Source organism: Kaarinaea lacus (genome assembly GCF_975902315.1).
Genome location: NZ_CDLKIE010000299.1, coordinates 1 through 11,298 on the forward strand (window position 1 = coordinate 1; position 11,298 = coordinate 11,298).

At 47.8% G+C, this 11,298-nt stretch carries 13 protein-coding genes and 1 pseudogene; 2 read left to right on the forward strand and 12 right to left on the reverse strand.

Annotated features, from left to right (window positions below):
* Positions 1 to 336 (forward strand): annotated as a pseudogene (locus ACWVCM_RS09390) (twitching motility protein PilT); the annotation flags it as partial.
* A 218-nt stretch (positions 337 to 554) separates the two neighbouring features.
* A complete protein-coding gene (locus ACWVCM_RS09395) occupies positions 555 to 1,724 on the forward strand; it encodes a PilT/PilU family type 4a pilus ATPase (RefSeq protein ID WP_455201482.1) in 1,170 nt (389 codons plus the stop codon).
* 19 nt (positions 1,725 to 1,743) lie between these two features.
* On the opposite strand, the gene ACWVCM_RS09400 is transcribed toward ACWVCM_RS09395, so the two are convergent.
* The 12 genes from ACWVCM_RS09400 to gshB all read right to left on the reverse strand — a co-directional run bounded on the left by ACWVCM_RS09400 (position 1,744) and on the right by gshB (position 11,133).
* Positions 1,744 to 2,208, reverse strand: a complete 465-nt coding sequence (locus ACWVCM_RS09400; RefSeq protein ID WP_455201483.1) for a hypothetical protein — start codon at positions 2,206 to 2,208, stop codon at positions 1,744 to 1,746.
* Positions 2,209 to 2,244: 36 nt separating this feature from the next.
* On the reverse strand, positions 2,245 to 3,135 hold the full coding sequence (locus ACWVCM_RS09405) for a dihydroorotate dehydrogenase electron transfer subunit (RefSeq protein ID WP_455201484.1): 891 nt from the start codon (positions 3,133 to 3,135) through the stop codon (positions 2,245 to 2,247).
* A gap of 26 nt (positions 3,136 to 3,161) precedes the next feature.
* On the reverse strand, positions 3,162 to 4,448 hold the full coding sequence (locus ACWVCM_RS09410; protein WP_455201485.1) for a dihydroorotase: 1,287 nt from the start codon (positions 4,446 to 4,448) through the stop codon (positions 3,162 to 3,164).
* Complete coding sequence (locus tag ACWVCM_RS09415; protein ID WP_455201486.1) at positions 4,448 to 5,422, reverse strand: aspartate carbamoyltransferase catalytic subunit; 975 nt, start codon at positions 5,420 to 5,422, stop codon at positions 4,448 to 4,450. The genes ACWVCM_RS09410 and ACWVCM_RS09415 overlap by 1 nt, the downstream gene beginning before the upstream one ends.
* Positions 5,419 to 5,925 carry a bifunctional pyr operon transcriptional regulator/uracil phosphoribosyltransferase PyrR gene (gene pyrR, locus ACWVCM_RS09420; RefSeq protein ID WP_455201487.1) on the reverse strand — a complete coding sequence of 169 codons (507 nt, stop codon included), beginning with the start codon at positions 5,923 to 5,925 and terminating at the stop codon, positions 5,419 to 5,421. The genes ACWVCM_RS09415 and pyrR overlap by 4 nt, the downstream gene beginning before the upstream one ends.
* A 100-nt stretch (positions 5,926 to 6,025) precedes the next feature.
* On the reverse strand, positions 6,026 to 6,478 hold the full coding sequence (gene ruvX, locus ACWVCM_RS09425) for a Holliday junction resolvase RuvX (RefSeq protein WP_455201488.1): 453 nt from the start codon (positions 6,476 to 6,478) through the stop codon (positions 6,026 to 6,028).
* Positions 6,475 to 7,038, reverse strand: coding sequence for a YqgE/AlgH family protein (locus ACWVCM_RS09430; protein WP_455201489.1), 564 nt, complete (start codon positions 7,036 to 7,038; stop codon positions 6,475 to 6,477). The genes ruvX and ACWVCM_RS09430 overlap by 4 nt, the downstream gene beginning before the upstream one ends.
* A 65-nt stretch (positions 7,039 to 7,103) precedes the next feature.
* Positions 7,104 to 8,015, reverse strand: a complete 912-nt coding sequence (locus ACWVCM_RS09435; RefSeq protein ID WP_455201490.1) for an energy transducer TonB — start codon at positions 8,013 to 8,015, stop codon at positions 7,104 to 7,106.
* Positions 8,012 to 8,560 carry a Gx transporter family protein gene (locus ACWVCM_RS09440; RefSeq protein ID WP_455201491.1) on the reverse strand — a complete coding sequence of 183 codons (549 nt, stop codon included), beginning with the start codon at positions 8,558 to 8,560 and terminating at the stop codon, positions 8,012 to 8,014. The genes ACWVCM_RS09435 and ACWVCM_RS09440 overlap by 4 nt, the downstream gene beginning before the upstream one ends.
* Positions 8,561 to 8,626: 66 nt before the next feature.
* Positions 8,627 to 9,025, reverse strand: coding sequence for a NusG domain II-containing protein (locus tag ACWVCM_RS09445; RefSeq protein WP_455201492.1), 399 nt, complete (start codon positions 9,023 to 9,025; stop codon positions 8,627 to 8,629).
* Position 9,026: 1 nt separating this feature from the next.
* The gene (locus ACWVCM_RS09450) at positions 9,027 to 10,043 is read right to left on the reverse strand and encodes an FAD:protein FMN transferase (RefSeq protein ID WP_455201493.1); all 1,017 of its coding nucleotides are present in this window, start codon (positions 10,041 to 10,043) and stop codon (positions 9,027 to 9,029) included.
* A 139-nt stretch (positions 10,044 to 10,182) separates the two neighbouring features.
* Entirely contained in the window at positions 10,183 to 11,133 is a 951-nt protein-coding gene (gene gshB / locus ACWVCM_RS09455) for a glutathione synthase (RefSeq protein ID WP_455201494.1), read from the reverse strand.
* Between the last annotated feature and the right edge of the window lie 165 nt (positions 11,134 to 11,298).

Genomic DNA, 11,298 nt, shown 5'->3' on the forward strand with positions numbered 1-11,298 from the left:
AAAACCATTGACCGTATCATCGACGTATTCCCCGCCGCGGAAAAAGAAATGGTTCGTTCCATGTTGTCGGAATCCCTGCGCTCAGTGATTTCGCAAACACTGATCAAGAAAGTCGGTGGTGGTCGTGTCGCTGCACATGAAATAATGATTGGTACACCGGCAATTCGAAACCTGATCCGTGAAGCTAAAGTCCCCCAGATGTATTCCGCGATACAAACGGGACAGGGTATTGGTATGCAAACGCTGGATCAGAACCTCCAGGAATTGGTACAAAAAGGCGTTATTACCAAGCAGGATGCAGCGCAAAAAGCGGCGATCAAAGAGAACTTCAAATAGCAGTAAAAGCTGCTATATCCTTGTATTTACTAAAGTCGCTTAAGGTAAGGGCTTATGGCAGCATCATTGCCGAACACAAAATTTATGCCCTGTAAATATTGTGTTCGGCATAAAATAATTATTACAATGGGTGATCGTTAGGCCAAATCCACACCGCCGCCTGGAGCGGCACTCTAGTTCCTGGCTACTGGCAATTCGCTGACTACCGACAACTTATCATGAGCCTGTTTAAAGAATATTTTAATCTCATCAAAGACTTCAACTCGTTGCTCAACGCGATGATTATGCGCGATGCTTCGGATCTGTTTATCACCGAAGGTCTGCCCCCCAGCATGAAAATCAATGGCAAGATCACCGCCATCGAGGAAGATGTCATAACTGCCGAGCAAACCCATCAGCTGGCTTATAACCTGATGAACAGCCAACAGCGCCAGGAATTTGAAGAATCCCTGGAATGCAATTTTGCCATTTCCCGGGCAGAGACCGGCCGTTTCCGCGTCAATATTTTTAAACAGAAACATCACATTGGTATTGTGTTACGACGCATCAAAACCGATATTCCAACACTCGATGCGTTACACATGCCAGAGCAGTTAAAAGAAATCGCTCTGGCGAAACGTGGATTAGTGGTTATCGTCGGTGCAACCGGCAGTGGTAAATCGAGCACCCTGGCTGCAATTATTGGTCATCGCAACCGCAACAGTACTGGCCATATCATTTCAGTAGAAGATCCTATTGAATATATACACGAGCACGATGGTTGCGTTATTACCCAGCGCGAGGTTGGCGTAGACACCAAAAGCTTTGAAACAGCACTGCAAAATACCCTGCGGCAAGCGCCGGATGTTATTTTAATCGGCGAAGTACGAACGCGTGAAACCATGGAACACGCACTGGCATTTGCAGAAACAGGACATTTATGTCTTACAACACTGCATGCCAACAATGCCAATCAGGCACTGGATCGCATGATTAACTTTTTTCCTAAAGACCGTCGCGACCAGGTGTTACTGGATTTGTCCCTTAACCTGCGCGCCATTATCGGACAGCAGTTAATTCCCACTTTAGATAGAGACGCTGTATACCCAGTTGTTGAAATCCTGCTGAATACACCCCTGGCTGCTCAGTTGATTAAGCAGGGTGATATTTCCGAATTGAAAGAGTTGATGGGCCAGTCCAATAACCTGGGCATGATCACCTTCGACCAGGCGCTGTATCAATTATATAAAGAAGGCATTATCTCTGCTGACGACGCCTTACACCATGCCGATTCAGCCAACGAAATTCGCTTAATGATTAAACTGGAAGAGAAAAAAGAGAAGAATGAAAACAGTGAAGAGAATACATCACTGGATGGAATTCGCCTGCTGAATATAGATGAGATTTAGTTACGTAATAATTAGCGAATCAATGTTTACTATTGCTGGCCGCAGTGTGCTGACGCTGTAAGACCACTGACCAGGATGATACTTTTTTCTTACCCCTGGTTAACACCCCTTCCACTTTATACTCATCGTCACTTTGATAGGTAAATCGCTCGCTACCACGATAATTGTCCTTAGCCGACTGGTATTCTGAAACAACCTCATCATCTTCAATTTTAAACGTGCCATGCAAATGCCCCATAGAAGGATTATGGGAAATCCACTGTGTTTGCAGTTTACCCGGCTGTAATGGCTCTATTTCATATTCATTAGTAAAGTTGATGGAACGATCGGCATAAACACGCATTACGCCTTTGTTGATCCACTTGGAATCCAGGTGCTTGATGATCGTTTCCCCGTTAACGGGATATTCATTGTTTTGATCATCCCAAAATTTACCCGTCGCTTTCCAGTAGCCTTCGGATAACAAAAATGTATGTTTGCTCATCTTTGTCTCCCTTGTTGGATCTTGGGATTAAAGTGTCTACGGTGAGAATACGGTTGAAGCCTCGAATACCGGCCCATCAACACATACCCGCTTCATGGCTGGCCCAGTATCCGTTTGTACTTCCACCACGCATCCTGCACATCCGCCCACCGCGCAGGCCATGAATTCTTCCAGTGAAACCTGGCAGGGTAAGTTATAATCATAGGCCATTTTCGCGACTGCTTCTAACATGGGATGCGGCCCGCAGGCAAAAACTTCCACCTCGTTGCGTTGCGCTGCTTCCAAGGCATCCAGCCATGACCTGGCCAGATCGGTAACATAACCTTCAAAACAACCAACATAGCCTTGCGTACTGGCAAGTCGACTGGGTATCCCCCAGTCCTCCATTAACGGCATAGCGCCAATTACCCCAGGTGGCATGCCTGGAATAACAAATTGTGAAGGTCTGGGATCAAAGGGAAAGGGTACTTCGGAACCCATGATTACGAATGGTTTATAACGCTTGTGTTTTTCTTTTATGGTGTCGGCAAGAAACACCATCGGAGGAATACCCACCCCACCGCCAATCAACAGTGTTCGAGGATACGCATCATGCAGCTCAAAAGGCTGGCCAATAGGTCCCATCAGGTTAATGACTTCTCCTTCTGCGCGTTGCGATAAAATCGCGGTGCCGGCGCCAAATACTTTATACAAAAACTCTACCCAGCCCGCACTGCGGTCAACACGCATAATGGAAATAGGGCGCCGCAAGGGTAATTCCGGACCACAATGGATATGGGCGAACTGCCCCGGTACTGCGCGCCGGGAAATTTCAGGCGCGTTTACCCGTAACACAAATTGTTGCCCAGGAAAGCTTTCATGTATCAAAATTTCCGCTTTTTCAACAACAATAGTATCGCGGTGAGGCTTTTGCTTTTCAGTGACCATGGCAAATGATTCTGTTATTTAACTCGCTAAGCAGGTTGATTCTCAAATGGATAAACCTGTCTTCCGTCCAGGATGGTGTACGTGACACTTCCCGTAAATTCCCACCCAATAAAGGGAGAGTTCTTCCCAAAACTTACCATTTGTTCCTCTGTAAAACGCCAGTCATGTTCTGGATTGAAAATACAAATATCCGCAGCGCTTCCGACACTTAATCGTCCAGCATCGATGCCTAAAATGTTTGCTGGCTTCGAAGTAATACAGGCAATGGCCGTTGACAGAGAAATAAGGCCACTATCAACCAGGCGCAAAGTCAGTGGCAACAGGGTTTCAATGGAGGAAATGCCCGGTTCACTGCTGGGAAACGGTGCCAGTTTGGCATCAACATCATGCGGCTGATGATCGGAACAGATGGCGCTAATAGAATCCTTGTTCAGGGCGTCACGCAATGCTTCCATATCACGCTGGGTACGTAAAGGCGGTTTTACCCGGCAATTAGAATCGAAAAATCCAATGTCCAATTCACTTAAAAACAGGTGATAGACAGAAACATCGGCACTAACCGGTAGCCCATCGTGCTGAGCCCTGGCCACCATTTGCACTGCTTTAGCCGAGGACAAATGAGAAAAATGCGCACGCGCGCCGGTGAGTTCAACTAACTGCAACTCCCTGGCGACAGCAACTGTTTCCGCGGTCTCGGGAATGCCGGGCAATCCCAGTCGCACGCTGACCTGACCTTCATGGGCACAACCACCCACACTTAATAGTGGATCTTCTGCGTTGATAAATACTGTCAAGCCAGCACTTACCGCATACTCCATAGCACGCCGCATGACCTGCTGGTTGACACCATGATAAGCATTACTCACAGCTACACAGCCAGCATTTTTCAAGGCATACATTTCACTTAGCTGCTTGCCTGCCAGTCCCTGGGTTAATGCGCCCAATACGCGCACCTTCGCCATTCCTACTTCCTGGGCCCGCTCCTGTATATGTTCAACCATGCCAGGTGTATCGACAACGGGATTACTATCGGGTGGACAACATAATGTTGTTACGCCGGCTTTGGCAGCCGCCCTTGTTTCGGTGGCAATATTTCCCTTATGTTCATAGCCTGGCTCTCTTAAGCGGGCACATAAATCAACAAACCCGGGGCAAACGATTTGTCCACTGGCGTCGATTTCCTGTTGCGCATTGAATCCTGCGGGCGGTTCACCCAGTGCGGCAATTTTTCCGCCCTCAATAAAGATATCCTGTACGCTGTCGACGTTGTTTGCGGGATCGATGACACGACCGTTTTTTATGTGCAATCCCACTATTGAACCACTCCTTCTGACGGTCGCCCCAGCACCATGGACATAACCGCCATGCGTACTGCGATACCATTCGATACCTGTTCCAGAATCACCGACTGTGGTCCATCCGCAACTTCTGAAGACATTTCCACACCACGATTAATGGGGCCAGGATGCATAACGATGGCGTCAGGTTTGGCAGCCCGCATTTTATCCGGTGTTAAACCATACTGTTGAAAGTACTCATGCTCACTGGGCAACAATGCTGCCTCCATACGCTCTTTTTGCAGGCGCAGCATAATGACTACATCGGCGTCCCGAATACCTTCTATCAGGTCATGGTGAACATGTACGCCGAGATTAGCAGCGTGGCCTGGAATCAGGGTTTTTGGAGCAACAACTCTCAGCTCTGACACCCCCAGGGTTGTTAAAGCGTGAATCTGGGAACGTGCCACCCGCGAGTGCATGATGTCGCCCACTATAGCAACGGTTAAGGGAGCAAACTCTTTCTTGTGCTTACGAATCGTAAACATATCCAGTAAAGCCTGCGTAGGATGAGCGTGGCTACCATCTCCCGCATTTATAACACTTATATGTGGCGCCACATGCGAAGCAATAAAATGCGCAGCCCCACTTTCCGCGTGGCGTACCACAAACATATCACAATGCATTGCCTCCAGGTTGCGCAACATGTCCAGCAGGCTTTCACCCTTGTTGGTCGCAGAAGTGCTCACGTTTACTTTTAGCACGTCGGCTGACAAACGTTTGGCAGCCAGTTCAAATGTCGTTAGCGTGCGGGTACTGGATTCAAAAAACAAATTAACAATGGTTTTACCACGTAACAGTGGGACTTTTTTAACAGCCTGTCCAGCCACTGTGGTAAAAGACTCTGCGGCATCAAGAATATCGACTATCATCTGACGCTTAAGGCCTTCTATCGTCAGCAAGTGGCGTAATCGCCCTTGTTCATCCAGTTGAATATTTTTCTGTATCATGGCGTGCGCACCACCGACAATTCCAGTTTGTCAGGACCCGTCAGCTTAACATGCTCATGAGAATCGAGCGCCAAATGAGTCCCCACTACATCCGCCTGAATGGGTAATTCACGGCCGCTTCGCTCACCCAGGACTGCCAGCAAGACTGACGCCGGCCGACCATAATCAAAAACTTCATTCATGGCTGCACGGATGGTGCGGCCAGTATGCAAAATATCGTCAACCAGAATAATATGTTTGTCATCCACGGCAACCGGCAAAGCAGAAGGCTTTACCTGCGGATTCATACCAATGCGACTGAAATCATCACGGTAAAAGGAAATATCCAGCGTTCCCAGGGGTAAGCCAAGATTGAGTTGCTTGTGCAATCGTTCGGCAATCCACACGCCACCGGTATGTATGCCGATCATGAAAACTTGCTGGGATGAATATGATTGTAGTTTGGCCTTTAGGTCAGTGGCCATCTGAGCGATCAAGGTTTCAACATCATCGGCGGATTGCATGCCTCAGCACCATATTCTAATTAAGTTTGTAGTTATCGAGTTTCGTTTCTGTATCACTTTATTCTCGATGTAATAATCGCACTTTTTTCTCGCTGCACAATTATGATGTCGGCTGCTGGTTAAACCAGCTTTCCAGAATAATTTTAGCCGCTGTTTTATCAACTTCTGCTTTCGCCCTGTTCCCGCGTAATGGTTTCGATTTTCTGCCAGTGCGGCTGGTGGCAATCATGCTTTCTGCCTCCAGGGATGTCAATCGCTCATCGACCCAGAAGACCGGTAAATTGTAACGCGCCTGCAATTGATTCCCAAACTGTTTTGCGGCCTGGCTTATTGCATGTTCACTACCATCGGCATTGAGAGGCAGACCCACGACAAAGGCGTCCGGGCGCCAATCTGCTACCAGTTGGTCGATCGCACTCCAGTCGATACTATTTGCGGAATTGTTTAAGGTAGTAAGCGGTGTGGCGGTTCTTGTAAACTCCTGGCCAACGGCGACGCCTATGCGTTTTGTTCCGTAGTCAAATGCCAGTAATGTGCGTGGAGCAGTTGTCACGCGTGACCCGCATCCCCCGTAAGCTGATTAATATCGACACCCAATAGCCGTGCCGCCTCTTCCCAGCGACGCTCTACCTGGGTATCAAAAATAATGCGGGTATCGGAGGGACCACTCAGCCAGGCGTTTTCCACCATTTCCTGTTCCAGTTGTCCGGCACCCCAGCCTGCGTAGCCCAGGGCCACCAGGCATTGATCGGGACCGTTCCCCGCTGCGATGGCCTCAATAATGTCGTTCGAGGTTGATACACCGATCACGTCAGTGACTGGCAATGTTGACTCCCAATCACCAATCGGCCGATGCAATACAAAGCCACGCTCGGTTTCCACCGGCCCTCCGCGATAGACAGACTGATCGAATAAATCCACAGACGCCTGTTCCGAACGAATCTGGCTAATCAGTTCACCCAGTGATAAATCCACCGGCTGATTGATCACGATACCCATCGCGCCATTTTCGTTATGTTCACAAATATAGGTTACTGAATGAAAAAAGTTCGGATCCAGCAAATTGGGCATGGCAATGAGGAACTGATTGGTGAGATACCCTGAGTCGGACATAATGATCAGTATGCGCAAGGTTTAGCAAGAGCACAAGTGCTATTAGGCCCCTGCTAAAAATTCGACTAGCGCCTGGTTTTCAACCGGCTACCCGACAGGAATTGCCAGGTTCGCACGATGACAATCTCATCATAGTCCTTGGCGATGTCGTCGGGAAATCTTGCATACGGCGCCGCCATTTTAACAATCCGAACGGCTGCATCATCCAGTACTTTGTGTCCGGAATATTTAGTTATTTTAATATCTTTGACACTACCATCGGCAGTGACCGTAACAGCCATGCGCACATTGCCGGTTAATCGAGCACGCACAGCTTCATCGGGAAAATTCAGGGTACCGATGCGCTCTACCTTTTTGCGCCAGGATTCTTCGTAGCTGGCAAACCGGTACTCCTTGGTTTGTGCGGTAATGAATTTTTTCTTGGGTTTATTTGAGGTCACTTTACGTGCCACGTCCACTTCCGCGCTTAAGCGCGCCATTTCCTTGCTCTGTTTCAGTAATTGCTTGGAGGTTATGTTTTTCTGTTGGGTCGGCAGATCTGGAGAGGCTTGCTGCAGTGCGATTTTATGTTCAGAGCTACGCGTTGCTGTCAAAATTTCCTTTTGTTGAGGATTTGGTGACGTTGCCATTTCAGTTTCCGGCACAACTTCCGTCACTTCACCCACTTCACCGGTTGGCACCACGGCCTCAGTAGGTGAACTGGGTTTTTCAAGTTCCTGGCTATCACCACCACCTTCCTGACTGGCCTGCGCCAGGAAATCAGCGTCTTCAATTTTTTTGTCAGTCTGTGTCTGGACCAGGGTAATTTCCAGGCCGGGTAGTTTTTCCGGGCGTTTGCTGCGGTCATATTGAGAAAAACTGACGCCCAGGATGATCAAACTATGCACCACAATGGCGAAAAATATCGTTAATCCCAGTCGATCACCAGAAGTGATTTTGGGTGATAATGAAGGAGGTGTAGCAGCTACGGCAGTCATTGTAAGATCTTTGAAAGTGATTGGGTATTTGAGTTTAAATTAGTAATAACGCGAGCGGCAATAACACCACTCACCATGCCAAAAATCAATGCTAATGTCATTAAAACCGGTAACAAATGAAATAACGCCTTGTGTGGAATAAACAACCAGTATGCCGCTAAAAACTGACCTAACATATGCATCATTGCTGCCACCACGCTATAACCTATCGGACCAAGCGCAACTGCTGACAGCTTCCGTGACCAGGTCTGCGCCAGGGCCAGGGCGACCAAACTACAACAGGCTCCTGAAAAACTTAGAAAAAACGTGGGCGTCAGGAAAGTACCTATTAACAAACTGCCAACCAATACCCGCAATAAACTAATCCATACCGCGACACGCCATCCCCATAATAACAGGGCCACCAATGTAACCACATTGGCCAAACCCGGTTTAACGCCCGGCAATGGCGTGGGCAATGCACTTTCAATGATATGGATCGTGATCGCCAGCGCGGTCAGCCACGCAATGATATGATCCTTTTTCGAACTCTCTATCAGCGACATTGCGATGAATTCCCTTAGCGGTTCTTCCCTGCTGACACTATATTATTGGTCTGTTTTTCCAGAAATTTAGAAATTCATGGTGTCAAAGCGCGGATCCGGTCCCAAAATTCGCACGCTAATCGCATTGGGTACACAGGCAGCGATTTCACCACTTTGATGGATCCAGCCCTGGTGGATGCACTGTTTGGTATCACAAGGCGATGAAATAAAACGGATTTTTCCGTCTTTTATTTCCAGTTTACTGTCACCCAGCCTACCTTCCACATTAATCACTTGTTCCTGATATAGGTCGATAGTTAACCAGTGTTTGCCCGCGATGGCGATCGCAGCCTGATTGCCATACACCGATTGTCCCCAATACACCGCGTACAACGCGCCGAGACTGACCACAGCCAGTGCAAGCAGCAATCGATCACCTGCCGTCAGTTTTTGTCCCAACATGAAATTCAGAGTACGGGTATGCACACTATGTTAATGGCTCACTGTATATAACTTTCGGCATCGGTTCGACATCAAAATAGATTCGATCCCTTAAATTGGGTGTCATATAAATAGTACCGTCACTGGCCACCAACATGACGCCACTCACTCCCATGGCTTTTGCCACCTCGAACCATTGCGCAACACCGGCAACAAAAATCGCCGTTGCCGCCGCATCAGCGCGGTCCGCTCGCTTATCAAACACCGTCACCGATGTTACACCTTGCTTTGGATATCCGCTGTGGGGATCAATGATGTGGTGGTAACGCCTGCCTTCGTACTCATAGTAGCGCTCATAATCGCCCGAGGTAAAAACACTTTCATCACCCTGGGTGTCTACCGAAGCCAAAACACCTTCGCCCCGCGGATTACGAATACCAACACGCCAGGCCCTGTCACCGTGTTTGCCTATCGCCCTCAAATCACCGCCCGCATTCACGATGGCATTGGTAATTCCCAATTCCTTTAAGTGTTCAATAGCCATATCCACTGCCAATCCCTTGGCAAAACCACCAAAGTCCAGTTGCACTGCGGGATTGTTGGACTTCAATTCCACACCGTCCAGCACAAGGTCCTTCATGCTTGGCTTTTGCGCCAACAGCCTGTTAATAGCATCTGCACTGGGTGGCGGACCTTTCGGTAAATCATCGCTGGCAAAACCCCACAATCGGATGAGCTGCCCAATCGCAGGATTAAATCGATTACCACTGAGTTCTGCCAGTTCAGATGCGGTCCTGATCAACGGTATTAAGGATGGTCCAATGGAAAATTTTTGCTGCGTCGGCAGTAACTGGTTAACACGGGACAAGCTGCTTGGTTTCCATGCATGCCATGTCTCGTGCATATATTTAACATCATCCGCAATAGCAGCAACAGCTTGCTGCCCGGCCTTCTCATCAATTCCCCAGATTTTTACTTCAATCAGCGTGCCGAACCCCAGGAATTGCTCATAATAAACCCCCGGAGATCTGTTACATGATGTCAGCACTACTGCTGTCACCATGAGAATTCCACCAAGTATAGAATATCGCAAGAACTGCTTTTTAAAGGTCGTGTGACTGAACATCCACTACTCGTGCTTTAAGTTTGGTTTGAATTTACGTGATTGAGTTTAAGATATCTGGTTTTACGCTTCGTTTGAATTATGTGGCGTTAACTTTTGCTGCTATTGCATCCATAAGCTGCCCTGCAATATCCAGTTTATAGAGCTGATCAAGTTCCCTTATGCAGGTTGGGCTGGTGATATTGATTTCTGTTAGATAATCCCCAATCACATCAAGCCCCACGAACATTAAACCTTTCTCTTTCAAGCTTGGTGCCACTTGTTCGCAAATCCAGAGATCACGACCGGTTAGTGGCACACCAACACCAGTACCCCCCACCGCCAGATTGCCGCGCGTCTCCCCTTCTGCCGGTACGCGCGCTAACGCATAAGGTACCGGCTTACCATCAATTAACAGTATGCGTTTATCGCCCTGTTTAATTTCTGGAATAAATCGCTGCGCCATCACATAACGGGATTCGTGTTCGGTTAAGGTTTCGATAATGACGTTGGTATTGGCATCACCTTCCACAACACGAAAAATTGATGCCCCACCCATGCCATGCAGTGGCTTTAAGATAAGGTCTTTGTGTTGCCGCAGAAATCCCAATATTTGCTGTGGATCTCTTGTGACCAATGTAGGCGTTGTACATTGTGGAAACCAGGCGGTAGAGAGTTTTTCGTTGGCGTCGCGCAGGGTTTGCGGTTTGTTTACCACTAATACACCTTGTCGTTCAGCAAGTTCCAATATATACGTGGCATAAATGTATTCCATATCAAAGGGAGGATCTTTGCGCATCAGTATCACATCAAGATCAGACAGAGGCCTACACTCTGCATCACCGAGCTCAAACCATCCTGACGAATCATCAGTCACTGTTAAAGGGCGTGCATTGGCCATCGCAACACCATCGATAACAGAGAGATCGTTTAATTCCATATAGTAAAGCTGCCAATCCCTGGCCTGTGCAGCCAGTAACATGGCAAAGGTGCTGTCCTTGTGAATTTTGATGGTCGAGATGGGATCCATCACAACAGCCAATTTAACCATAAAATGAAAATACCCCAATTCGTTACTAACACTGTTTAATGGTTGATTAATATTTCACGATAAAAAACACGTTCGCAATAGTAAGGTGCTGAGCATTAAGTATAAGGGTATTTAGATTGCGACGAGGAAAAATTTAACGGCACTATAGCTGTTACGTGTTCGATA

Excerpts from the sequence above, each read along its gene's own strand:
- ACWVCM_RS09395 (WP_455201482.1), top strand. The coding sequence starts at position 555 with ATGAGCCTGTTTAAAGAATATTTTAATCTCATCAAAGACTTCAACTCG.
- pyrR (WP_455201487.1), bottom strand. The coding sequence starts at position 5,925 with ATGCAATCCGCCGATGATGTTGAAACCTTGATCGCTCAGATGGCCACT.
- ACWVCM_RS09400 (WP_455201483.1), bottom strand. The coding sequence starts at position 2,208 with ATGAGCAAACATACATTTTTGTTATCCGAAGGCTACTGGAAAGCGACG.
- ACWVCM_RS09435 (WP_455201490.1), bottom strand. The coding sequence starts at position 8,015 with ATGACTGCCGTAGCTGCTACACCTCCTTCATTATCACCCAAAATCACT.
- gshB (WP_455201494.1), bottom strand. The coding sequence starts at position 11,133 with ATGGTTAAATTGGCTGTTGTGATGGATCCCATCTCGACCATCAAAATT.
- ACWVCM_RS09450 (WP_455201493.1), bottom strand. The coding sequence starts at position 10,043 with ATGGTGACAGCAGTAGTGCTGACATCATGTAACAGATCTCCGGGGGTT.
- ACWVCM_RS09415 (WP_455201486.1), bottom strand. The coding sequence starts at position 5,422 with ATGATACAGAAAAATATTCAACTGGATGAACAAGGGCGATTACGCCAC.
- ACWVCM_RS09430 (WP_455201489.1), bottom strand. The coding sequence starts at position 7,038 with ATGTCCGACTCAGGGTATCTCACCAATCAGTTCCTCATTGCCATGCCC.
- ACWVCM_RS09405 (WP_455201484.1), bottom strand. The coding sequence starts at position 3,135 with ATGGTCACTGAAAAGCAAAAGCCTCACCGCGATACTATTGTTGTTGAA.
- ACWVCM_RS09440 (WP_455201491.1), bottom strand. The coding sequence starts at position 8,560 with ATGTCGCTGATAGAGAGTTCGAAAAAGGATCATATCATTGCGTGGCTG.